The organism is Flavonifractor sp. An10 (genome assembly GCF_002161215.1).
Taxonomy (GTDB): Bacteria; Bacillota; Clostridia; order Oscillospirales; family Oscillospiraceae; genus Flavonifractor; species Flavonifractor avistercoris.
Genome location: NZ_NFMB01000003.1, coordinates 84,354 through 108,125, shown reverse-complemented (window position 1 = coordinate 108,125; position 23,772 = coordinate 84,354). Strand labels below are relative to the sequence as shown.

At 60.9% G+C, this 23,772-nt stretch carries 19 protein-coding genes; 4 read left to right on the top strand and 15 right to left on the bottom strand.

Annotation, left to right across the window (positions count from 1 at the left end; translation table 11 throughout):
- Nucleotides 1–690: 690 nt before the first annotated feature.
- The 3 genes from nrdG to B5E42_RS05860 all read right to left on the bottom strand — a co-directional run bounded on the left by nrdG (nt 691) and on the right by B5E42_RS05860 (nt 5,007).
- A complete protein-coding gene (gene nrdG / locus B5E42_RS05870; protein ID WP_087237622.1) occupies nt 691–1,218 on the bottom strand; it encodes an anaerobic ribonucleoside-triphosphate reductase activating protein in 528 nt (175 codons plus the stop codon).
- 89 nt (nt 1,219–1,307) lie between these two features.
- Nucleotides 1,308–2,513 (bottom strand): class I SAM-dependent rRNA methyltransferase, encoded by a 1,206-nt coding sequence (locus B5E42_RS05865; protein WP_087237620.1) that lies wholly within the window; start codon nt 2,511–2,513, stop codon nt 1,308–1,310.
- A gap of 172 nt (nt 2,514–2,685) precedes the next feature.
- On the bottom strand, nt 2,686–5,007 hold the full coding sequence (locus B5E42_RS05860) for an anaerobic ribonucleoside triphosphate reductase (protein WP_087237618.1): 2,322 nt from the start codon (nt 5,005–5,007) through the stop codon (nt 2,686–2,688).
- A 300-nt stretch (nt 5,008–5,307) separates the two neighbouring features.
- On the opposite strand from B5E42_RS05860, the gene B5E42_RS05855 reads away from it, so the two are divergent.
- Nucleotides 5,308–6,057, top strand: coding sequence for a GNAT family N-acetyltransferase (locus B5E42_RS05855; RefSeq protein ID WP_087237616.1), 750 nt, complete (start codon nt 5,308–5,310; stop codon nt 6,055–6,057).
- Nucleotides 6,058–6,381: 324 nt separating this feature from the next.
- Here the strand turns inward: B5E42_RS05855 and B5E42_RS05850 are convergent, their stop codons facing one another.
- The 5 genes from B5E42_RS05850 to murI form a co-directional block, all read right to left on the bottom strand.
- Entirely contained in the window at nt 6,382–7,629 is a 1,248-nt protein-coding gene (locus tag B5E42_RS05850) for a homocysteine S-methyltransferase family protein (protein ID WP_087237614.1), read from the bottom strand.
- Nucleotides 7,630–7,777: 148 nt separating this feature from the next.
- Complete coding sequence (locus tag B5E42_RS05845; protein ID WP_087237612.1) at nt 7,778–9,055, bottom strand: glycosyltransferase family 2 protein; 1,278 nt, start codon at nt 9,053–9,055, stop codon at nt 7,778–7,780.
- Nucleotides 9,056–9,555: 500 nt separating this feature from the next.
- Nucleotides 9,556–11,304, bottom strand: a complete 1,749-nt coding sequence (gene argS / locus B5E42_RS05840; protein ID WP_087237610.1) for an arginine--tRNA ligase — start codon at nt 11,302–11,304, stop codon at nt 9,556–9,558.
- 814 nt (nt 11,305–12,118) lie between these two features.
- Complete coding sequence (locus B5E42_RS05830) at nt 12,119–12,562, bottom strand: DUF1934 domain-containing protein (RefSeq protein WP_087237608.1); 444 nt, start codon at nt 12,560–12,562, stop codon at nt 12,119–12,121.
- Nucleotides 12,563–12,646: 84 nt separating this feature from the next.
- Nucleotides 12,647–13,462 (bottom strand): glutamate racemase, encoded by an 816-nt coding sequence (gene murI, locus B5E42_RS05825; protein ID WP_087237606.1) that lies wholly within the window; start codon nt 13,460–13,462, stop codon nt 12,647–12,649.
- Nucleotides 13,463–13,653: 191 nt separating this feature from the next.
- Here murI and B5E42_RS05820 point away from each other — a divergent pair, with 191 nt between their 5' ends.
- The 3 genes from B5E42_RS05820 (at nt 13,654) to B5E42_RS05810 (ending at nt 16,259) form a co-directional block, all read left to right on the top strand.
- Complete coding sequence (locus B5E42_RS05820; protein WP_087237604.1) at nt 13,654–14,070, top strand: hypothetical protein; 417 nt, start codon at nt 13,654–13,656, stop codon at nt 14,068–14,070.
- Between the two features lie 309 nt (nt 14,071–14,379).
- A complete protein-coding gene (locus tag B5E42_RS05815; RefSeq protein ID WP_087237602.1) occupies nt 14,380–15,711 on the top strand; it encodes a glucose-6-phosphate isomerase in 1,332 nt (443 codons plus the stop codon).
- 134 nt (nt 15,712–15,845) lie between these two features.
- Nucleotides 15,846–16,259, top strand: coding sequence for a hypothetical protein (locus tag B5E42_RS05810; RefSeq protein ID WP_087237600.1), 414 nt, complete (start codon nt 15,846–15,848; stop codon nt 16,257–16,259).
- 270 nt (nt 16,260–16,529) lie between these two features.
- Here the strand turns inward: B5E42_RS05810 and B5E42_RS05805 are convergent, their stop codons facing one another.
- The 7 genes from B5E42_RS05805 to B5E42_RS05775 form a co-directional block, all read right to left on the bottom strand.
- Nucleotides 16,530–17,447, bottom strand: coding sequence for a hypothetical protein (locus tag B5E42_RS05805; protein WP_087237598.1), 918 nt, complete (start codon nt 17,445–17,447; stop codon nt 16,530–16,532).
- Between the two features lie 34 nt (nt 17,448–17,481).
- Nucleotides 17,482–19,059 carry a recombinase family protein gene (locus tag B5E42_RS05800; RefSeq protein WP_087238253.1) on the bottom strand — a complete coding sequence of 526 codons (1,578 nt, stop codon included), beginning with the start codon at nt 19,057–19,059 and terminating at the stop codon, nt 17,482–17,484.
- 137 nt (nt 19,060–19,196) lie between these two features.
- Nucleotides 19,197–19,496 carry a hypothetical protein gene (locus B5E42_RS05795; protein WP_087237596.1) on the bottom strand — a complete coding sequence of 100 codons (300 nt, stop codon included), beginning with the start codon at nt 19,494–19,496 and terminating at the stop codon, nt 19,197–19,199.
- A gap of 17 nt (nt 19,497–19,513) precedes the next feature.
- Nucleotides 19,514–20,779 (bottom strand): plasmid recombination protein, encoded by a 1,266-nt coding sequence (locus B5E42_RS05790; RefSeq protein ID WP_087237594.1) that lies wholly within the window; start codon nt 20,777–20,779, stop codon nt 19,514–19,516.
- A 351-nt stretch (nt 20,780–21,130) separates the two neighbouring features.
- On the bottom strand, nt 21,131–21,352 hold the full coding sequence (locus B5E42_RS05785) for an LLM class flavin-dependent oxidoreductase (protein ID WP_087237592.1): 222 nt from the start codon (nt 21,350–21,352) through the stop codon (nt 21,131–21,133).
- 423 nt (nt 21,353–21,775) lie between these two features.
- Nucleotides 21,776–23,071, bottom strand: a complete 1,296-nt coding sequence (locus tag B5E42_RS05780) for a phage/plasmid primase, P4 family (RefSeq protein WP_087237590.1) — start codon at nt 23,069–23,071, stop codon at nt 21,776–21,778.
- Nucleotides 23,049–23,660, bottom strand: a complete 612-nt coding sequence (locus B5E42_RS05775) for a CHC2 zinc finger domain-containing protein (protein ID WP_087237588.1) — start codon at nt 23,658–23,660, stop codon at nt 23,049–23,051. Before B5E42_RS05775 ends, B5E42_RS05780 begins: the two co-directional genes overlap by 23 nt.
- Nucleotides 23,661–23,772: the final 112 nt, after the last annotated feature.

Below are 23,772 nucleotides of genomic sequence, written 5' to 3'. Positions count from 1 at the left end.
ATGGTATTTCAGCGGCATGGCACCGATGGCGGCCCGGCGGGCGCACCTGGTACAGCGCAGCGGCTGTCAGGGCCTGCGGGGTAATCCCGATGCGTGCCACCCGAGGCGCGGCAGCGCCTGTGACGTAAGCGAACACGGGGCCCCCGCCGAAGCCCAGCGAAGTGGGTTCGGTGGGGAGAGGAGATGCTGTGGAAGGAGTGAGCTTTGCCGCTTGCGGCGAAGCGAATGATCTGAAACTTGCATCGACGACGGGCGGCGATGCACGCCCGGTCTCTGCAAGCCAGACACAACCCACCGCCGCCATGAGCCCCTGGGTCCAGGGTCGAAGGCGCCAGGGGCGCCTTCGATGAAAATCCACGCGAAGCCACCTCAAAAAACGCGGGCCCTGGTGGTTTTCCCACCGCTTTTGACAGCAAAAGCGGTGCGCCCGCCGCGTCGGAGGCGCCGGGGGCGCTTCCGATAAAAATCCAGCGAAGCCACCTTCAAAAAAGCGGCGCGCCCCGGAGGCATCCCGGCAGGCGGATGGCGCGCCGAGGTCGTCGCGCCCCACGGGTTGGTGGATACGCGGGCAAGCGGGCGACCACAGGTCGCCCCTACGGCAAGCCAGGGAAGCCGGATGCAGGGGCCGCCGCCCTCGGCGGCCCGTTTCACCCCGAAAGGACGCAGACGGCGCGTCAAGGATGCCGCGCCCTACGACTCCGGCCGGACGAAGTGGGCCAGGGGGTCGGGCCGCTCCCACGGCACGACCTGTCCGGCGGCCAGGGAGCGGGGCACGTCGATGAGCCGCTGGTTGGTGCTGCCCCGGAACAGGGCGGCGTAGGACTTCCGCGCCTCCACAAAGGGCCCGTCCACCAGCACGTCGGTCTGCGCCAGCAGCTCCATGGCGCCGGGCACCTCCCCGGCGACCAGCCTCTCATAAGTATACCCCGTATACACCCACACGTTCAAGCCCTTTTCGCGGGCGATGGCGGCCAGGCGGGCGCACTCCGCCGCCTGACAGAAGGGCTCCCCGCCGGAGAGGGTGAGGCCGTCGGTGAGGGGGTTGGACAGCAGCTTCTCCGCCAGCTCCTCCACCGCCGCCTCATGCCCGCCCGCGGGATCGTGGGTGTCCGGGTTGTGGCAGCCGGGGCAGCGGTGGGGGCAGCCCTGGGTGAACACGGTAAACCGCAGGCCGGGGCCGTCCACGATGGAGTCGGAAACGGTATTGGCGATGCGCATGATGGTTCCTCCCTGCAAAAACAGGGCCGCCGCACAATGCGGCGGCCCTGTTGGATTTCTCGGATGGGGCGCGTTAAGGATGCCGCGCCTTACAGTTCATCCACCACCTGGAAGATGTAGAACTTCAGGTAGTAGGACTGGTCGGCCCCCCACAGGATGGGGTGGTCGGGGGACTGGGTGCGGTACTCCACCTGCCGCAGGCGGCGGCGGGCGTCCCGGGCGGCCTCCCCGATGGTCTTGGTAAACAGCTCCGGCGTCATGAAGTGGGAGCAGGAGCAGGTGGCCAGATAGCCGCCGTTTTTCACCAGCTTGATGCCCCGCAGGTTGATCTCCCGGTAGCCGGTGACCGCCTTCTTCACCGAGGCGCGGGACTTGGTGAAGGCCGGCGGATCCAGCACCACCAGATCAAACTGCTCCCCCTGCCGGTGCAGCTCGGGCAGCAGCTCGAACACATCCCGGCACAGGAAGCGCACCCGGTCGGACATGCCGTTGAGGGCGGCGTTTTTCGCGGCCTGATCCACCCCCAGCTGGGAGGCGTCCACGCCGATCACCTCCGCCGCGCCGCCCTTTGCGGCGTTGAGGGCGAAGGCCCCGGTGTGGGTGAAGCAGTCCAGGGCCCGGCCGCCCTTTGCCAGCGGCTGAATGGCCAGGCGGTTGTACTTCTGATCCAAAAAGAAGCCGGTCTTCTGCCCCTCGGCCACGTCCACCTGGTAGCGGATGCCGTTCTCCACGATCTCCACCACCGGGTCGAAGGGCTCGGACAGAAAGCCCTTCACCCGCTCCATGCCCTCCTTCAGGCGCACCTTGGCGTCGCTGCGCTCGTACACGCCCCGGATGGCGATGCCGTCCTCGGCCAGCACCTTGACCAGCAGATCCAGGATGCTCTGCTTCAGCCTGTCGATGCCCAGGGCCAGGGACTCCACCACCAGCACGTCGGCAAACTTGTCCACCACCAGGCCGGGGAGGAAGTCGGCCTCCCCGAAGATCACCCGGCAGGAGGAGGTGTCCACCGTGTCCTTCCGGTACTGCCACGCGGCCCGCACCCGGCGCTCCAGAAACGCCTCGTCGATCACCGCGTCGGCGTTCCGGGACAGAGCCCGCACCGCGATGGTGGAGGCCCGGTTGAGGAAGCCCACCCCCAGGGGGTAGCCGTTGTAGTCCTCGATGCGGACGATGTCCCCGTCGGCGGGCCCGCCCAGGATCTCCCCGATTTCGTTGTCATAGATCCAGGGGCCGCCGGCCTTGAAGGCCCGGCCCTCCCCCCGCTTCAGGCGGACGGCTGGTGTGTTGGACATGGATATCTCTCCTTTAGGGTTGCAATAGGACAAAACGGGCAGAGCATCCAGCTCCCCCTCATCCGGCCCTTCGGGCCACCTTCCCCCCGAAGGGGGAAGGCCGGGCTTTTCTCTGGCTTCCCCCTCAGGGGGGAAGCTGTCACGCGGAGCGTGACGGATGAGGGGTGTCTCCTTATACGCTGTGCTTCACCCGATCCCGCTCCTCGGCCCGCTTGGCGTTGTTGAAGCGATCCAGGGTGCCCACCAGGTAGCCGGTGATGCGGCGGATGCGCTCGAAGGGCACGCCGTCGGCCTCGGTGCGGCCGCAGCCGGGGCACTGGTCGCCGATGATGCCGGAGAAGCCGCACACCGGGTCACGATCCACCGGGTGGTTGACCGAGCCGTAGCCGATGCCGCTCTCCTTCATGCAGCGGATCACCTTCTCAAAGGCCTCCAGGTTGTCGGTGGGGTCGCCGTCCATCTCGATGTAGCTGATATGGCCGGCGTTGGTGAGGGCGTGGTAGGGCGCCTCGATCCTGATCTTGTCGTAGGCGGAGATGGGGTAGTACACCGGCACGTGGAAGGAGTTGGTGTAGTACTCCCGGTCGGTGATCCCCTCGATGGCGCCGTACCGGGCCCGATCCAGCTTGACGAACCGGCCGGACAGGCCCTCCGCCGGGGTGGCCAGCAGGGAGAAGTTCAGCCCCCGCTTCTCGCTCTCCTGATCCATCCGCGCCCGCATGTGGGAGATGATCTCCAGGCCCAGCACCTGGGCCTTCTCGCTCTCCCCGTGGTGGACGCCGATGAGGGCCTTGAGGGTCTCCGCCAGGCCGATGAAGCCCACGGACAGGGTACCGTGCTTGAGCACCTCCCGCACCTCGTCCTCCCAGTCCAGCTTGTCGCTGTCCAGCCACACCCCCTGGCCCATGAGGAAGGGGTAGTTGTACACGTGCTTGCGGCACTGGATCTCAAACCGCTCCAGCAGCTGATCCACGCACAGATCCAGCATCCGATCCAGGCCCTCGAAGAAGGCGTCCAGATCCCCCCGGGCCTTGATGGCCAGCCGGGGCAGGTTGATGGTGGTAAAGCTCAGGTTGCCCCGGCCGTTGCAGATCTCCCGGCTGGGGTCGTACACGTTGCCGATGACCCGGGTGCGGCAGCCCATGTAGGCGATCTCCGTCTCCGGATGGCCGGGCTTGTAGTACTGCAGGTTAAAGGGCGCGTCGATGAAGGAGAAGTTGGGGAACAGCCGCTTGGCGGAGCACCGCATGGCCAGCTGGAACAGGTCGTAGTTAGGCTCGCCGGGGTTGTAGTTGACGCCCTCCTTCACCCGGAAGATCTGGATGGGGAAGATGGGGGTCTCGCCGCCGCCCAGGCCGGCCTCGGTGGCCAGCATCACGTTCTTCATCACCATGCGGCCCTCGGGGGAGGTGTCCATGCCGTAGTTGATGGAGGAGAAGGGGGTCTGGGCCCCGGCCCGGGAGTGCATGGTGTTCAGGTTGTGGATCAGGGCCTCCATGGCCTGGTAGGTGGCCCGGTCGGTCTCCTTCACCGCCCGCTGGTGGGCGAACCTCTGGGCCTTCTCAATCTCTTCCCCGGTGCCGAAGGAGGGCACCAGAACGGCCCGCTCGGCGGCGAAGTAGTCCCCGCACTCCTCCAGGGTGGGGGTCAGGCCGGTGTCCTCCTGAATGCCCGCCATGATGCCCTTCAGTTCCTGCTCGGGATCCTCCCGATTCTCCAGCAGCATGAGGGCCCGGGCCAGGTTCTGGCGGTATACCCGGCGGAAGGTCTTGCGCACGCCGTCGGCCATGCCGTAGTCGAAGTTGACCACGCTCTGGCCGCCGTGCTGGTCGTTCTGGTTGGACTGGATGGCGATGCAGCACAGGGCGGCGTAGGAGGAGATGTCGTTGGGCTCCCGCAGGGTGCCGTGGCCGGTGGAGAAGCCGCCGGCGAACAGCTTTTTGATGTCGATCTGGCAGCAGGTGGTGGTCAGGGTCAAAAAGTCCAGGTCGTGGATGTGGATATCCCCTTCCCGGTGGGCCCGGGCGTGGTCGGGGTTGAGGACGAACATGTCGTAAAACTGCTTGGCCCCCTCGGAGCCGAACTTGAGCATGGAGCCCATGGCGGTGTCGCCGTCGATGTTGGCGTTCTCCCGCTTGATGTCCGAGTCCTTGGCCTTGGAGAAGGTGATATCCTCATAGGTCTTCATCAGCCGGGTGTTCATCTCCCGGGCGCGGCTGCGCTCCTCCCGGTAGAGGATATAGGCCTTGGCGGTCTGGACATAGCCGTTGTCCATGAGCACCCGTTCCACCAGATCCTGGATATGCTCCACGCCGGGCTGACACTCCCCCTCCACCTCCAGGATGGAGAGCACCTCGTCGGCCAGCTTGCGGGCCACGTCCTCCTGCCCCGGCTTGTAGGTGGCGGCAAAGGCCTTGTCGATGGCGGAGGCGATTTTCTCCTCGTTGAAGTCGGCCAGCCGGCCGTCCCGCTTGCGGATCTTGGTCAGTGTCATGGCGTTTCGTTCCTTTCTCTGGGCTTTTGTCCAGCAAAAAAGCCAAAACAGGGCGGGGCCGCCGTCCCAGCTTGGCACTACATCTTGTGGCTATTTTTGCTTGTCCGCTTTCTATGATACCGTATCTTGAACGCCCCGTCAAGGCAAAAAAGCGGAGGCCGCCGCCAAAAACCGAAGGCCCTTTTTGGCGGTTTCGCTGATTTTGCAAAAGAGACGCCTGGGGGATTGACGGCGGCTCCGGGCCGGTGGACATCCCGGCGATCCTGTGGTATCATGGCCCCATCTGGAAGGGAGGCTGCCATGGACGGACATTTTATCGATCTGACGCCGGAGAATCTGGCAGGTGAGCACCTGTGCTGCATCATCCGCAGCAAAAAGCCCCACCCGGGGGTGGAGGAAAAGCGGCGGTGGCTGGCGGAGCGGCTCCGGGAGGGGCACGTGTTCCGCAAGCTGGACGAGAAGGGCACGGTCTTTATCGAGTACGCCCCCCTGGAGATGGCCTGGGTGCCGGTGGAGGGGGACAACTACCTCTACATCTACTGCCTGTGGGTCACCGGCCCCCACAAGGGGAAGGGATACGGCCGGGCGCTGCTGGAGTCCTGCCTGGCCGACGCCAGGGCAAAGGGAAAGTCCGGCGTGTGCATGCTGGGGGCGGAGAAGCAGAAGGCGTGGCTCTCCGACCAGTCCTTTGCCCGCAAATTCGGCTTTGCTGCGGCGGACACCACCGATACCGGCTATCAGCTGCTGGCCCTCTCCCTGGACGGCACCCTCCCCCGCTTCGTCCCTGCCGCCAAACGGGGGATCATCGACAGCCAGGAGCTGACCATCTATTACGACGCCCAGTGCCCCTTTATCCACCAGTGTGTGGAAAAAATCGCGGCGTTCTGCGAGGCCGGCGGGATCCCGCTGTCCCTGGTGCGGGTGGACAGCCTGGCCCAGGCCAAGGCCTTGCCCTGTCCGTTCAACAACTTCGCGGTGTTTTACCGGGGGCAGTTCCAGACGGTGAACCTGCTGGACGAGGCCGCCGTCCGGCGGCTTCTGAAGAAATAGGCGGACAAGAGCGGCGGCCCGGCCGGGCCGCCGCTGAGACAGTCGAAAAAGCGGCAGAGCCGCTTTTTCGAGCAGGATGCAGTCCGCCGCGCGCAGGATTTGTCCGCTTCAAGCGGACAAATCCCACACTTGCGGCCTGAGAAGTGTTTTTTCCGACGCACACCCCCCAGGGGGCCCTCTCTTGCCCCTTCGGGGCAATTCACCTTGTGTCGCCGGAGAAAACAGATTTCCATTTTTTCGCGCCTGCGGGCGCGAGCTCTGCGAGGCTTTTTCCAGACGATGAGCGGCGGCCCGGCCGGGCCGCCGCTCTTTGGCTTATTCGGTTTATAGGAGCACCAAACCGTACTTCCGGGACATCTCCTCCAGAAAGGCGTCGTCCAGATCCCCGGTGCCGTCCCAGAAGGCCCGGCCCTGGTAGAGCCGCAGGGCCCGCTCCAGCAGCTCGGGCACGTCCGACCACAGGCACAGGGCGTCCTTCACCACGTACTGGTTCTCGGCGAAGATATCCAGATCGTCCTCCTCCAGGATGGCGATCTTCAGGGCCCCCTGGGGGGCCTCCTCCTCCGCGGCCAGGATGTCCTCCATCAGATCGGGGGAGCACTCGATGGTCTCGCCCACGTCCACGTCGGGGGTGATGAACCGGGCCTCCTTCTCGCTGGCGCAGGGGATCACGTCGGGATCCCGCTCCGGCGGGACAAAGGCGGAGAAGTCCACCGCCGCCACCGCGTCCCCCAGGGCGGCGATGTGCTCCGGCGTGGTGCCGCAGCAGCCGCCGAACATGCGCACGCCGGCCTCGGCGAAGGGGGCGGCGTAGGCGGCCAGCTCCTCCGGCGTACAGCGGTATACGGCCCTCCCGTCCACCACCTGGGGCAGGCCGGCGTTGGGCTTGGCAATCAGCGGCACCGAGGCGTAGGGGGTGAGGCGGCGCAGCTGCTCCAGCATCTCCGCCGGGCCGGCGCAGCAGTTGAGGCCGAAGGCGTCCACCCCCATGCCCTGCATGACGATGAGGGCGGCCAGCACGTCGGTGCCGGACAGGGTGCGGCCGTTTTCGTCGCAGGTGAAGGTGACCCACACGGGCTTGGCGGAAACGCTCTTGCAGGCCAGCACCGCCGCCCGGGCCTCCGCCATGGTCATGGTGGTCTCGAGGAGGAAGAGATCAACCCCCGCCGCCTCCAGGGCGGCGGCCTGCTCGGTGTAGATGTCCACCAGCTCCTCAAAGCTGGCGTCGCCGAAGGGGACGATGGACTTCCCCGTGGGGGCCAGATCCCCCGCCACCCTGGCTTTGCCGCCCGCGGCCTTCCGGGTCAGGGCCGCCAGACGCCGGTTGTACACCGATACCTGGCCGCTCAGGCCGTACCGGGCCAGCGTCACCCGATTGGCCCCGAAGGTGGGGGCGATGAGCACCTGGCTGCCCGCGTCCACGTAGGCGCGCTGGAGCTCCAGCAGGGCGTCCGGGTGCTCCAGCACCCACTGCTCGGTGCAGACGCCGTGGGGCATGCCCCGCTTGTACAGCTCGGTGCCGGTGGCGCCGTCCAGCAGGATGGGGGCGGATAAGGGGGGGATGGTGTCCATAGTTCGTTCGTTCCTCCTGAAAATTTGCGCGTGGCGCATTTGCAAGCTAGTATAGCACAAAGGGCCCGGTAAATGCAAGAGGCGGGAGGCGGAAACCCGCCTGTCCGGACAAGCAGGGAGCCGGGGAAATCCCCGGCTCCCCCTGGCATTATCCCAGCTCGTTGAGCTTTTTGGCGGCGGTGTGGTAGATGGGCTTCCACTCCACCTTCCGCACCAGGGCGGCGATGGAGATGGGGATGTAGGTGAACATGAAGACGGGGAAGGTGAACACATACCCGATCTTCTGCATCGGCGCGGCGCTGATGTGGCGCCACTCAGACAGCACCGTCAGCATGCCGTAGGCCAGCAGGCCCAGGTAGAAGTTCCACAGGTTGGAGCCGATGAAGCCCAGGCACTCGTGGATGATGCGGGCGGCCATGTGGGTGGGCTGGGTGAGGCAGGCGGCCAGCACCACGCCGTTGAACAGAATGATGAACAGCGTGAGCAGCATGCCGGGGGCCACGGTGGCAAACATGTCGTAGCAGGAGGTGCCCTTGTGCCCCCAGCGGAGGCAGCCCTTCAGCAGGGGGAGGGTGTAGGCCCGATCCACCTGATAGAAGCCCTTAGACCAGCGCAGCCGCTGATCCCAGGACTGGCGGAAGGTGGTGGGCTGCTCATCGTAGACCACCGCCTTGTCGCAGTAGCCGATGCGGCGGCCTTGGATGGCGCAGTCCACGGAGAACTGGATGTCCTCGGTGAGCAGGTGGAAGGGCCAGCCGCCGTTTTCCCGGATCACCTGGGCGGACACCAGGAAGCCGGTGCCCGACACGTGGCAGTTGGTGCCCAGCAGGGTGCGGGGGAAGTTGAGGAACCGGGCCTCCCGCAGGAACCAGATGGAGTAGCCGGCGGAGATCCAGTTGGTGCCGAAGTTCTTGGAGTTGCGGTAGCAGGTCACCGCGTCATAGCCCCGGTCGAAGGTGCGGTTCATCTCGGCGACGAAGCCGGGATCCACCAGGTTATCCGCGTCAAAGACGAAGTAGCCGTCGTAGACGTCCTTCCCCTCCTCCGCCAGGCGGCGGAAGAGGTAGTCCATGGCGTAGCCCTTGCCCTTTTTGCTCTGGTCAAAGCGCTCGTAGACGAAGGCCCCCGCCCTGCGGGCGGCCTCGGCGGTGCCGTCGGTGCAGTTGTCCGCCACCACATACAGATCCAGCAGCTCCGCCGGGTAGTCCTGTTTTCGCAGGCTCTCCAGCAGCTCGCCGATCACCGCCTCCTCATTGCGGGCGGAGACGATGGCGGCGAAGCGGTGGAGCTTCGCCGGCTGGTGCCGGTCTGACCAGCGGCGGCGCACCAGGCCCACCACCACGTAGAACCCCTGATAGAGGTAGAGCAGGGTGAACAGCACCACGATGGCAAAATTCAGATGTTGTACAAGTTCCAGCAGTGTCATTCCTGTAATCCTCCACAGCGTGGTTGGAAAGAGTCCGCCCCGGGGATTTCCCGCAGGCGTAGAGCCTATGATACCACGCTCTGAAAAGATTGCAAGAGTGTTGCATATCAATTAACAAATTGTTAAATGAAAGTTTTTTCTTTCTTTAGAAAAACGTAAGAACTGATCTCGGGAGGGATCTGCATACAAATGTGCAGATAATTGAAACCGTGGGCGCTTCCTGGGGAAGCGCCCGCGGCCAGTGCGTCGAAAAAGCGGCAAAGCCGCTTTTTCGAGAAAGATTGCATGGTGGAAGGGGTTCGTTTTCTTGCGAAAAAGTCGCCCCTTCCACCATGAGAAGGGTTGTTTCCGACGCACATGTCGCCGGAAATGACGGATTTTGATTTGATTCCTGCGGCTGCGGCCGCAGGAACTCTGCGAGGCTCTCCTTCGAGGGAGGTTTTTCGATAGCCTGACTGTGGGCGCTTCCTGGGGAAGCGCCCCCGGCATCCAATGATAGGTTACATCTTCTCCGGCGCGGAGACGCCCAGCAGGGCCAGGCAGTTGGCGATCACGGCCCGCACGGTGTCGGACAGCTTGAGCCGGGCGGCCAGAACCTCCGGCGCCTCCCCCTTGATGCGGCAGGAGTTGTAGAACCGGTGGAACTCCCCGGCCAGGGTGGTGAGATAGCGGTTCACGTGGGAGGGGTCGTAGTCCCGGGCGGAGAGCCGGATGGTCTCGGGCAGCTGGGACAGGGTCTTGATGAGGCTCTTCTCCTCCTCAGTGGAGAACACGGCGGGATCCACCTCCGCCGCGTCGGGCACCTTGTCCCCCTCCTCGGCCAGCCGGGCGATGAGGGAGCAGATGCGGGCGTGGGCGTACTGGACGTAGTACACCGGGTTCTCGGAGTCCTCCCGCACCGCCAGATCCAGGTCGAAGTCCAGGGCGGAGGTGGAGGAGCGGGAGCTGAAGAAGAACCGGGCGGCGTCCACGCTCACCTCGTCCAGCAGATCCCGCAGGGCGATGGCCTTGCCGGAGCGCTTGGACATGCGGACGGGCTGCCCGTCCTGAAGCAGGTTGACCAGCTGCATCAGCACGATGACAAGGCGGTGGGAGCCGTCAAGGCCCAGGCCGTCCAGGGCGGCCTGGAGGCGGGCCACGTGGCCGTGGTGGTCGGCGCCCCAGATATTGATGGCCTTGGAGAAGCCCCGCTTCTCCAGCTTGTTGCGGTGGTAGGCGATGTCGGCGGCGAAGTAAGTGTAGAACCCGTTGGCCCGGCGGAGCACGTCGTCCTTCAGATCCAGCTTGTCCACCTGCTCCTGGCTCTTACCCTCGCCCAGATACTTCTGCTTGAGCAGGGCGGTGGTGTTGAGCCACAGGGCCCCGTCCTTCTCATAAGTCCAGCCCTTGTCGGCCAGCAGACCCACGGTCTCGGCCACGTAGCCGCTGTTATGGAGGGCGGACTCCAGAAACCACTCGTCATACTCGATCTTGTAGCGGAGCAGATCCTCCTTCATCTTGGGAATGTTGATGGACAGGCCGAACTGGGCCATGGCCTCCTGCCGCTCCTCCTCGCTCTTGTCCTTCCACTCCGGGCCGTGCTGCTCCAGGAAGGCCCGGGCCAGCTCTTTGATGTCGTCCCCGTGGTAGCCGTCCTCGGGGAAGGGCACGTTCTCCTCCCCCAGCACCAGCTGGAGGTAGCGGGCGTCGATGGACATGGCGAACTTGTGGATCTGGTTGCCCGCGTCGTTGACGTAGAACTCCCGCCACACGTCGTAGCCAGCCCGCTCCAGCACGCTGGCCAGGGCGTCGCCCAGCACGCCGCCCCGGGCGTTGCCGATGTGCATGGGGCCGGTGGGGTTGGCGGAGACGAACTCCACCATCACCTTCTCGCCGCGGCCCTCGTCCACCGCGCCGTAGGTGTTCCCCTCGGCCTGAATGTCGGTGAGCACCTGGCCGTACCACTTGCTGCCCAGGGTGAAGTTGAGGAAGCCGGGGCCGGCGATGGCCACCTTGTCGAAGAAGGAGCCGGCCAGCTCCAGGTGATCCACAATGATCTCCGCGATCTGCCGGGGGGCCTTGTGCAGCGCCTTGGCCCCCGCCATGGCAAAGGAGGACGCGTAGTCGCCGTGAGTCACATCCTTGGGGATCTCGATGGTGGCCTTGACCTCCGCCCCGCCGGGCAGCAGGCCCTCCGCCGCGGCCTTCTCATAGGCCGCCTGGGTCAGCGCGGCGACCTGCTCCTTGGCCGCCTGAATCAGGTTGGACATGTTATCTCCTCTTTCTCATTTCTTGTGCATACGCTCCGGGCGGATGATATCCGCCCCTACTGACGGAGCACCGGCCCCTAGGGCTTGTTTGAAAATTGGCGATGTGTCCAGCGGCGAGGGATTTGGGGCCGCTGGCAAGCAATTTTTTCGCAGGAATCCTGACGGATTTCAAGGAAAAATTGCGCCGTACAGGGGGCAAAAGGCCCGCCGATTGGGCATTTTGACATGTTTCAAACATGCCCTAATCCCGCACTTGAATCCGGAACAGGTTCCGGCCGGCTGATACGTGGTCAATCTCCCCACGGCGCAGGCGCCGCGGGGGCCCCGCTGCTTTTCATCCGCTCGGGGCGAGTCAATCGCCCCGGCGTCAAGGTTTCGCCGGAGGCGAAACGCTTGGTATCGAGATTGACCACGACGGTCACTGTTTCAGCACCGGCCCCTAATCCCGCACTTGAATCCGGAACAGGTTCTGGCCGGCCGATGCGTGGTCAATCTCCCCACGGCGCAGGCGCTGCGGGGGCCCCGCTACTTTTCATCCGCTCGGGGCGAGTCAATCGCCCCGGCGTCAAGGTTTCGCCGGAGGCGAAACGCTTGGTATCGAGATTGACCACGATGGTCACTGTTTCAGCACCGGCCCCTTTTCCCGTACCTGAATCCGGAACAGGTTCTGGCCGGCCAGTGCGTGGTCAATCTCCCCACGGCGCAGGCGCCGCGGGGGCCCCGCTGCTTTTCATCCGCTCGGGACGAGTAAATCGCCCCGGCGTCAAGGTTTCGCCGGAGGCGAAACGCTTGGTATCGAGATTGACCACGATGGTCACTGTTTCAGCACCGGCCCTTTCTCCCGCACTTGAATCCGGAACAGGTTCTGGCCTGCCAGTGCGTGGTCAATCTCGATGGCATAGTCGATCTCGATGCTGCCGCCGCTGGCGCTCAGATCGCTGCGCATCCGGCGGGTGTTCACCCCGATGGACAGGGCGCCGTAGGGCGTGTCATACATGGACAGGTGCCGCCGGCCCTCCTCAAAGACCATCTGGGAGTTGACCTCCCCCACCCGCAGCAGGGTGACCCGGTCGGGCTCGATCTGGAAGGTGGTCAGGGTGCCCTCCAGTCCGGTGAGCTGGCTCTCCTGATAGGTCAGGGTATAGCCCTCGTCGCCGTCGGGCTCCAGGCAGCCCTCGGTGACCAGCTCAATGGTGTCGTCCTCCTGGGCCTGGAAGGACTGCTTTCCCTGGATGGAAATGATGACGTTGTTCTCCATGGTGATTGGTACCTCGGTGCTTGCTGTAATGAAAATTGCATTCTATTATATCCGACGGCGGGCCGGATGTAAAGGGGGATCCCCTCAATATTGGCTGATATCGGTGAGCTCCACCGCCTCGGTAACGTCCCGCCCCAGGAAAATGGAGGCCAGCCGGGCAAAATCCTCCTGCCGGTCGCTGACGAAGAAGCGGCACGCGCCGCCGTCCGCCCGGCCGGACAGGGCGCCGCGGGCGCGCAGGAAGTCCGCCGCCGCCCGGGCTCCCTCCGCCCCGGCGCTGACCAGGGCCACGCCGGGGCCCATGCAGGCGGCGATGACCTCCTCCAGCAGGGGGTAGTGGGTGCACCCCAGCACCAGGGTGTCCACTCCGGCCGCCTTCAGGGGGGCCAGGTATTCCGCCGCCACCGTCTCGATTACAATGTCGCCGGGGCGGAACCGGCCGTTCTCCACCAGGGGCACGAACAGGGGGCAGGGCTGCCCGGTGACCCGGGCCGCCGGGTTTTCCGCCTGGATGGCCCGCTCATAGGCGCCGCTGCGCACCGAGGTCTGGGTGCCGATCAGGCCGATGTTCCCGCTGCGGGTGAGCCGGGCCGCCGCCCGGGCGGCGGGCTCCACCACCCCCATCACGGGGATGGGGTTCTCGGCGGAGAGCACGTCCAGCGCGGTGGTGGACACGGTGCCGCAGGCGATGAGGATGGCCTTGAGGTCGAAGGTGCGCAGGAAGGCCACATCCTGCCGGGCATATTTGATGATCGTCTCCTGGGAGCGGCTGCCGTAGGGCACCCGTCCCGTATCTCCGAAGTAGACCACGTCCTCCCCCGGCAGCAGGCGGCACAGCTCCCGCACAGCGGTGAGCCCCCCCAGGCCGGAATCAAAGACGCCGATGGGCCGCTGATCCAATCCAAATCCCTCCTGAAAGCATCCTCTGGTCTGTTCTCTCCATCATAGGCGAAAATTGGCTCCCTGGCAAGGGGTATTTTCATGGTTTCCGACCGCCTCTGCGTTTGACATTTTGGCGGGGCTGACTATAATATGGGGTAGAGGCGGCCGCCGCGCCGCCCCACGTCATGACAGCGAGGAGGGTTCAAGCGATGAAGCTGGAGCTGACGACCAAACAATTCCGCCGCCTGCTGGATATGGCCTATATCGGCAACTGGATTTTGAACTCCACCCGGGGGGACGACCGGTTCAAGGACTACGACGAGGTGGAGAGCCTTTTGTTCGCCAAAGCCCGGGAGGAGGGCATGGGCGTGCTGGCCGAGGACTGGCAGGGGGAGGTGGTGCCCTCCCGGGCCTTTGCCGAGGGCGGCATCCACGAGGCGATCATGGAATACGAGAACAACGTGTTCTTCGACATCCTGGCGGAGGATCTGGCCCGCCGGGACATGGAGGACGCCTCCATCGACCAGAACAACTACGAGGAGCTGTCCAGCCGCATCGACGCCTATATCGCGGAGTTTGAGGAGCACGGCACCGACAATATCCTGGTGGACAGCGATCACTTATGATCGGAAAAGCGGTAAAGCCGCTTTTCCGAGAGGAGCTGCATGGCGGAAGGGGTTCGTTTTCTTGCGAAAAAGTCACCCCTTCCGCCATGAGGAGTGTCATTTCCAGGGCGCATGTCCCTGGAAATGACGGATTTTGATTTTATTCCGTCATCTGCGGATGACGGAACTCTGCGAGACCGCTTTGACAGGCCGGGCCGCTGCTGCGGCCCGGCGCTTTTTTCTCCGGATTGCCAAATTCCCCCTAGGAAATTGCCGCCCGTTGGTGTATACTGTGGGCAGGACAAGCCTTAACAAAGAGGAGGGGCAATCATGCTTACCTGTAATGTTTCCAACGCGGCATCCTTTCTGCCGGAGGACTGGCTGACCAGCCGCCTGGCCGGGCTGGAGGAGGGCCGCGCCAAGCTGGAGAGCGGCAGCGGCGCCGGCGGCGACTTCACCGGCTGGGTGCACCTGCCCAGGGACTATGACAAGGAGGAGTTCGCCCGCATCCAGGCGGCGGCGGAGCGCATCCGCAGCGACTCCCAGGCCCTGGTGGTCATCGGCATCGGCGGCTCCTATCTGGGGGCCCGGGCGGTGGTGGAGCTGCTCCACTCCCCCAACTTCAACCTGACCCACAAGGACGGCCCGGAGATCTATTTTGCCGGCAACGGCCTGTCCTCCGACGCCATGCTGGAGGTCATCGACCTGGTGAAGGACAAGGACTTCTCCGTCAACGTCATCTCCAAGTCGGGCACCACCACCGAGCCCGCCGTGGCCTTCCGCATCTTCAAGGCCCTGCTGGAGGAGAAATACGGCAAGGAGGGGGCGAAGAAGCGCATCTACGCCACCACCGACGCCCACAAGGGGGCCCTGAAGGGCCTGGCCGACGCCGAGGGCTATGAGGAGTTCGTGGTGCCCGACGCGGTGGGCGGCCGGTACTCCGTGCTCACCGCCGTGGGCCTGCTGCCCATCGCCTGCGCCGGCATTGACATCGCCGCCCTGATGGAGGGCGCGGCCCAGGCCATGGAGGAGCTGGCCAGGCCCGGCGCGGACAACCCCGCCTGGCAGTATGCCGCCGCCCGCCACGCCCTGTACACCGGCGGCAAGAAGGTGGAGATCCTGGCGGCCTACGAGCCCTCCTTCCGCTTCTTCGGCGAGTGGTGGAAGCAGCTCTACGGCGAGAGCGAGGGCAAGGAGGGCAAGGGACTCTTCCCCGCCAGCGTGGAGTTTACCGCCGACCTCCACTCCATGGGCCAGTATATCCAGGAGGGCGAGCGGCTCATGTTCGAGACGGTGGTGCGCTTTGACAAGAGCCGGGGCAGCATCACCATCCCCCACGACCCGGACAACGTGGACGGGCTCAACTTCCTGGCGGGCAAGGAGCTCTCCTTCGTGGCCGAGCAGGCCATGCGGGGCACCCTGCTGGCCCACGTGGACGGCGGCGTGCCCAACCTGGTGGTCACCGTCCCCGGCCGGTGCGAGAAGAGCGTGGGCTGGCTGATCTACTTCTTCGAGTACGCCTGCGGCCTGTCCGGCTACCTGCTGGAGGTCAACCCCTTCAACCAGCCCGGCGTGGAGGCGTACAAGAATAACATGTATGCCCTGCTGGGCAAGCCGGGGTATGAGGATCGGAAAGCCGAGCTGGAGGCCCGTCTGGGCTGAACCGCGCCAAAGGCCCCTCAGCCATGAACTTTTGGTGAACTTCCGCAAATCGGTTGCAATCGGGCCGCAAAAATGGTAACATACAGGTACAAGGCCGGAGGACAGCTCCGGCGGACAATGAAGGAGTGATAACTATGGTGAGAGTGATCATGGGGGTCAAGGGCACCGGCAAGACCAAGCAGATGATCGAGCTCATTAATTCCGCCGTCCACAGCGAGAACGGCAACGTGGTGTGCATCGAGCGGGGCCCCAAGCTGACCTATGACATCCATTATAAGATCCGCCTGGTGGAAGCCAGCCAGTATGATATGAGCAGCTACGACTTCCTGAAGGGCTTTATCAGCGGCCTGTACGCCGGCAACTATGATATTACCCACATCTTCATCGACAGCCTGACCAAGATTGTGGCCTCCGAGGCCACCGACCACGCGGTGGAGGAGTTCCTGGACTGGCTGAACAGCTTCTCCGAGAAGAACAACATCAAGTTCACCGTCACCATCAGCGCCGACGCCTCCCTGGCTACCGAGGGCATCAAGAAGTATTTCTGAGCCTCTGACGGACATCTGAACAGAAACCGGGCCCCGCTGTTTCCAGCGGGGCCCGGTCAGGCTGTCGATAAACCCTCCTGCCGAAGGATTCGGAGGGAAGGATAGTGTGAAAGGGAACCGTCAGGGTTCCCTTTCGCGTTGGATCAAACAACTTTTTGAAACTTTTTTGAAGTTTCAAAAAGTTCAGCAGCGTGTCGAAAAGACTTTTTCGACACGCTGACCGGGCCCCGCTGTTTCCAGCGGGGCCCGGTTTTTCGCTTGGGAGGAGGCTCATGCCCGGGCGGCGTCCCGGCGGCACAGCAGCGCCCGGAGCGCGCAGAAGACCGCGGCGGCGGCCAGGGCCAGCCACAGGAGCAGCAGGACGTTCTCATTGCAATACCAGTCCTCTGTCCAGCGGGTGAAATCCGGCCGGAACCAGAAGCTGTGGAGCCGCTCCACCGTACCGCCCCCCAGCAGCACCAGCCGGTCAAGCACCGGGTTGACCAGGGGGAGGAAGACGCAGGCCGCGCCCAGGCAGGCGGCCCCCTTCCACCAGGGGCCGATGGGCGCGTAGCGGATGATCAGCAGGCAGGCCCAGGGCAGGGCCAGGCCGAACAGCGTCCCGGGCAGGGCGGGCAGGGGGAACCAGTCCGCGCCGCTATAGGCCGCGCCCGCCCAGAGCAGGGCGCACAGCAGCAGGGTCTCCGCCCCCAGATAGAGCGCCGCCTTATGCTCCCCCAGGGGGCGGGGCAGTTCCCGCAGGGCGGCGGGCAGGAAGATCGCCCCCAGGCCGAAGAGGGTGGCTGCGGCGGCCATGGGGAACCAGTCGCCGCCGCTGTAGAGGCAGGAGGCCAGCAGGAGCAGCTCCAGGGACAGGGTGAAGCCCCCCAGCGTGACCGCGGCCCGCCGCTTCTGCACCAGGGTGGGCAGCAGGGTGAGGGAGGCGGCCACCAGCTCACCGGTCAGCACCAGCCAGAACCAGGTGAGCGCATGGTACATGGCCCAGTTGCAGGCCAGGCAGAGCACCGCCGTGCCGCCGTACAGGAGCAGCTGAACCATGCGCACCCGCCGGGTGAGGCGCAGATACTTCTTGGCCAGGGTCTCCGCCGTGCGGGCCTCCACGTCCTCGCTGGCGGTGAGCAGCTCGTGCTCCGACACCTGGAGGATCGCGCAGATGTCCCGGATGAGGGTGATGTCCGGGTAGGACATGCCGGTTTCCCAAAGTTAAAGATATGGATACAGGTTAATCAATTTTGCCGATAAAGCGGTAGTAAATCTCAATCTCTTGCTCTCTCATACTATCTTCGCCTTTAGTGGCCTCGTGAATGACGATTTTTTCAATCAGGGTATTGAGAAGTTCGGCGGTCAGTTCCGTGGGATTGGCGTACTGCTTGATGAGAGCGACCCACTTTTCGGCATCCAGGGCAGTTTGCTGCTCTGCGGACAGCTCCGCTTGCAAGCAGCTGATCTTTTCCTCCAGCTCCAGCTGCTCTGTCTGGTACTTTTTAGTCAGCAGATTGAAGTTATACTCAGTGATGCGTCCGGCAGACCAGTCCTCATACATTCGGACGAATTTTCCATCCACTTCTGCCTTGCGCTTTTCTGCCCGTTTCAGCTCGGATTCCTGACGCTTGGCAGCGGTCATACGTTCCCGGTCACCATTTTTCAAAATCTGCTGCAAAAGTTTTTCTTCGCTCAGCTGCGCCCGATGGGACCAATACTGGATTCTGGACAACACATAGACATAGAGCGTGTCATAGCGGATATAATGCGCCGAGCATTGTGTCCCCATCTGTCCGTACTGGCTGCAAGTGAAATGGCTGTACGGCGTTTTGTTCTGCCGGTTCGTGCCGAAGCGCATAGACCAGCCACAATCTGCACATTTTACAAGCCCGGCGAAAATCTGCGTTGTGGCATCCTTCTGCTGCCGTCTGCGGCTGGCGATCTGCTTTTGCACCTGCTCAAACACATCCCGGCTGATGATGGCCTCATGGGTATTTTCCACCCGAATCCATTCTTCTTTCGGCTTACGCACCTTTTTCTTGTTTTTATAAGAGATGTTGGTCTGCTTATTGTGTACGCTGTTGCCGATATAGGTTTCATCTTGCAGGATACTTTTGACCTGAGCAATCGTCCAGGCATACGATTTTTCTTCCGGCGCATGGGCATAGACATTGGCGAAAGTTCCATATCTCTGATAATTCAGCCAGCCCGCAGTCGGGACTTTCTCTGCAATCAGGGTCTTGGTGATCTTCGCCGCACCTGCTCCATGAAACGCAAGGTCAAAGATTTTCTCGATGATCCAACGGGTTTCTTCGTCTATGGCCAAAGTGTTTTTGACTTCGGGATGGCGGATGTATCCCAGCGGCGCATAGGCAAAAGTGCGTTCTCCGGCAGCAAATTTGGCACGGAGCGCCGTTTTCACCTTGCGGCTGGTATCCTTTGCAAACCATTCGTTAAAAAGGTTCTTGAACGGTACAAAATCCGAAAGTCCTTTTTCGGTGTCCTCGTTTTCGGCCACAGCAATGTAGCGAATCTGCTTTTCCGGGAACACAAATTCCAGATAATAGTCCATCATCACGTGTTCACGGCCAAAGCGACTGAGATCTTTGGTAATGATGCAGTTGACCTTTCCGGCCTCCACATCATCCATCATCCGCTGAAAGCTGGGACGCTCGAAGTTTGTTCCGCTCCATCCATCATCGACATATTCGCCATACACCGAAAGGCCATGTTCCTTTGCGTACTGCTGCAAAATGGTGCGCTGGGTCTCGATACTCACGCTGTCGCCATAGTTTTCGTCGTCACGGCTGAGACGCATATAGAGTGCGGTATTGTAAGGTTGTTTCACGGTAAAAATCCTCCTTCTAATCGAAACAACCCACGCTTACAATACTTCTGCTTTTATTATATCGTAAGCGTGGGTGTGGTTCAACGACATTTTGTTGTGGAATGGGTTTATCCAGCGTTGCGGGCAGCATATTGGATCACATTTTCAATCAGCTTATCCATGGGTTTGCCTGCCTGGGAGAAATGCTCGGATACCCGAATCCGGGTATTGCCGCAGTAAAAATATTGGATGCCATCCGGCTCTGTGACATAGACCGAGGTGTTCTCCAGTGTCGGTTCGGGTTCATCCTTCCAGCTGCGCCATTCTTCCAGAGTTTCCAACGGCGGCTCAAAAATCGGTTCAAAGCAGGATTCAATGTCGATATAACCATCGTCGGGTTCGCTCATAAAATCTTTGTGTTTTCTCATGCAGTTTCCTCCATCAATTAAAGTTCCATATCCTGCGACTTGCGGCGGGAAGGTTGATTGTGCTGCTTTGTTTGCCGAGTCAGAGTCAAAATGGCATCAAGAAAAGCCCGCACCTTCTCGGGTGCGAGCTTGACAGCTTCCAGATAGGGCCGTGCCTGTTCTTTCAGCGACTCATATCGCTGTTTCCAGACAGCGGCACTTTTTTGTGCGCTTTGCAGTTTTTCTTCCAAACGGCTGTTTTCCGCCTTGGCAAGAATCCCGTTGACCGCATAATCCTTGAGTGTGCTGCACTCGGATGGGGTCAGAGTGATATTGCCGGTGATCGCCTTTTTCCCCATGGAGCGGATTTCCTGTACGGTCAGGGCGGTGGTGCGCTGTTCTTTGGTCTGCTTTTGCAGGGATTGCAGTTCCTTCTGCTTTTTCTCAACGGCAGCCTGTGCAGTGTCCAGCGCCTGCTCTGTCTGAGCGATTTGAGCGGTCACATCTTCTAGCCGCTGCTGCTCCTGTGCCACTTTGAACTGGGTCACAGTCAGATGTTCTTCGGTGCTGCCACGCTCTCCACGCTCCACATCGGTATATCCGGCAGCTTTCATATAGTTGAAGAAATCGTCTTGCAGGACACTGTACGATGTTCGCAGGACTTTCTTGCCCTTGGAGGTCAGAAGCGGATTACCCTGCTCATCCAAAGCTACCTTGGATTCCCACTTTTTACTGCGGCTGACCTGCATGATGGTCTCCTTGACTGTGCCCACAAGGGCCTTATCTTTGCACCGCTTCGACCAGAGAATCTGTTTTTCCACCACCGGGATATAGACCACGTGAAGGTGGTAGTGATACACATCCTGCCCCAGAGCTTCCGACATAGCCCGGTTGCGTTCATCGGCGTGCATGACAGCAGAGAGAATATACTGCTCACCACCCACAATCTCCACGGCAGCTTTGTATGCGTCGGTGTAAAATTGCTTGGCATACTCGTAGCCGCCGTGATTGTGGAAGTAAGCGGAGTTCACATCAAAAATCAGTTCTCCATATTTCACCGCATCGGCTTTCAGTCCACGGGTGGAGATAACGCCATCGGCAATCATCTGATCGAACATGGCAGCATAGCTGTCGGTGGGAGCTTTGAAGTGGATATTCCGGTAGGTTTGGGTGGTATCAATATCCTGGTTGGAGTAGCTGTCCTTTTCTCGTTCGTTATGTTCCTGAACTTTCGCCACATCATCAAGTGTGGGCAAGTCCTGGTTACGGGCAAAGGTGCGATCGATTCCGTCGTTTCTGGCCATAAAAATCAGCTCCTTTCTGTTGTACGGCAGACGGCTGAGGGACGGGGATGCACTTCCTGCGGGAAGTGTAATAACCCACTATGACACTTTCATCCCAGAGGGCTGCAAAGTGCCGTGGGCTCTCCGAGGGGGAATGCGGCATCTGCGGATGCCTTGCCGCCTTTAGAGGCTTGTGTGTGGCACCCAAATCCTCAAAAGGCGGTGTGACCGACAGTCTCTCTGCAATCTTGATTGCTTCAATTCTGCCGCCCACAGGCAAAGCAGATTTTGCAAATCCACTCTGCCATCCATCTCCAAATCTGCGGATTTTTCGATGGAGACGGGAGATACGGCGGGTAAGAACGACAGGCATCATTCGTCCATCCGCTTCTGCCATACGAGATCATAACCAAGGGCGTCAGCAAGCTGTACCGCCTCCACATACCGCAGAGACTCCCGCTGGAGTTTGTTGGACAGGTTGGAAACGCTGTCACTCCAGCCGTAATCCTCAGAAAGCCGGTCAACGACTTCCTGCATCGTGTAGCCGGAACGCACGATGTACGACTTGATTTCATTTCTTAAATTGGATTTCATAGAAAATACCTCATTCTTTCGTAAAGTTAGTTTGCCGTGGAGAACACACGCTGCACGGTACAGTTAATCTTAATTACTTCTCAAAAATCGCTCAGAACTGCGTTTGTGAAGAACTGTCCGCAACAGTACCCCATCGACTTTGCCATTAGGTGGGCTTGCAAACGAAACCGCGAAAATAGCCACCTTCCCGCATACCACCATCACCATTCTGTAAATCACCGAATAATGATTTGTGTTCTGCTTATGGTAGTGTTTTTCACTGTTTGCACAACCATTGATTGGGAAGTGCGGATTTTAGAGCGCCCTCTGAGCCGAACAATAAAAAATGAACTTGGATTTTTTGCGTTCGTGCGTTCCTTCGTTCCAACGGCTGCGCCCGATCCAGAACGCATGAACGCACGAACAGAAGGTTTTGAAGTTTCATTACAATTCCACAGGTGAGAGCAGAACATAAATGCCCATATATCCTCGGCATCGCTTCCCACCGCCGATGTGCAGGTTATTGACCGGCTCCAAATGGTAGCGTTCTGCGTTCTGGCTGAGCTGGTTTGCGAAGCTCTTTTGGGACAGTGGGTTTTCTGCGTTGTCTTCGCACCATCGTTTATAGGCTGCATACAGATTTTTGGTACTGGCTTCATAATCCGCCTTGAATGCCACATAGCCCTCAGAATCGAGAAAGTCCAGAATGTTATTGGCATCACGAACCGCGGAAGAGATATTGTCCTTAGCCCTCTGGCTGATGGTAAAGTGATAGCGATTGGCGATCAGCCGCCGCAGCCCCTCCAGCATCCAGAGGAAAATTCCCTCTTTTTCGGCAATCAATTTCTCAGCAAGAAACGGGTCATCGAACCGATCCACAGGCTTATCTTTGGTGGTCAGAATGATCTGACGGCGAAAGAAACCATCGCTGCGGTCATGCAGTGCAGTCAATGCCCCGTTACCGAAGCAGAGGAAGCGTACATAAAGCAGTCCCTGATAGCTCTGTTCTTTCTTCCGTTCCAAATCCATCCGCAGTTCTGCTGTCACGATGGATTTTACATAGTTGGTCTTGGTCAAGGCATTCATGTCCAAATCATCGTCCACCATGAGCAGCTTGCCCTCCAGGTCGGCTCTGGCGAAACGATTAGTTTCTACTTTCTGAATGGAAGTGGTGTTCATGTTGAGCCCGAAAATGGCGTTCATCACCACACCAATCCGGCTTTTGCCCTCGCCGCCCTTGCCAATCAGCATGAGCATTTTCTGACCTTTGGTGGACGGAATCAGGCAGTAGCCCAGATACTCCTGCAAGGCGGGAATATCCTCCGGCTCCAGCAATTCCGAAAGGAAACGCAGCCAATGTTCCGGTGCCGGAGCATCAGCCCGATAGGATACCGACAGGCGGTTGTTGCAGTATTCTTTTTCCTCTGTAAACGTGCCATCCAGAAAACAAGTGCCGTTTGCTACATGGATGCGGTCACATTGCAGGGGCAAAGGGTCTGTATATGCCGCCAGCTTCAACGCTTTGATTATCTGCTCCACCGTCTGTGCGACCTTGGCATGGAGCCAGGGCGAGATTTCCTCATAAATCGTTCGCTTTAATTTGCTTTCATCCGGCAACGGTCCCTCCACAGTATAAAAGCGGTCGTTGATACAGCGCATTGGATGCCGGGACAGGAAATCCCGGCAATATTCCGGCTCGATGATTTTCCCTTTCTCATCAATCCAAACAGGGTTGTTCATGGTATTGCTCCTCTCTCAGGCGGGCCTGTAATTTGCGGATGTATCCGTCTGCCGTTAGTTCGCTTACGACTTCGCCTCGTTCATAGGAATCGCCTTGCAGCAGGATGTCCAGCTGATACTCTGCCCAGGGTAGCCGGTGGCAGGCTTCTACAAACCGCTTGTCCGGCACATCTTCCGGTGCTTGCGGTGCATACCGTTTTTCCCAATCCAGGAGCAGCCGCCGATACTCGTTCAAAACAGAAAAGCACAGCCGCTCGTTCTCACGAAGCTGCTGTGCTTTGGTTTTGTGTTTCATTTTCCGGCGAATGAGTTCCGGCAAGGGCTTGTCCGGTGCAAGATGAAAGTCCGACGCCAGTTTTCGGGCCGCATCATACAGCCGAAGGTCAAACAGTTTGGCGGTCAGGTCGATCATATCCCCATGTTCCCCACAGGAAAAACAGTAGTAGTGGTCACCCGATACATATAAGCTCGGATGACGGTCATTGTGGAACGGACACAGTGCCATGCCATAATGATTGACGTCAATTCCATACGCCTGCGCTGCTTCCTGTGTGTTGATACTGGCTTTCACCACTTCAAACAGATTCATACAGATTCCCTCCATTTCCTTTTTGATGGGGCAGTTTTCTCACCCCTCTGTATAGATTATGGGGAAAATCGAAAAAAACAGGCTGATGGCATGACAGGCCGTTTTCAAAAAA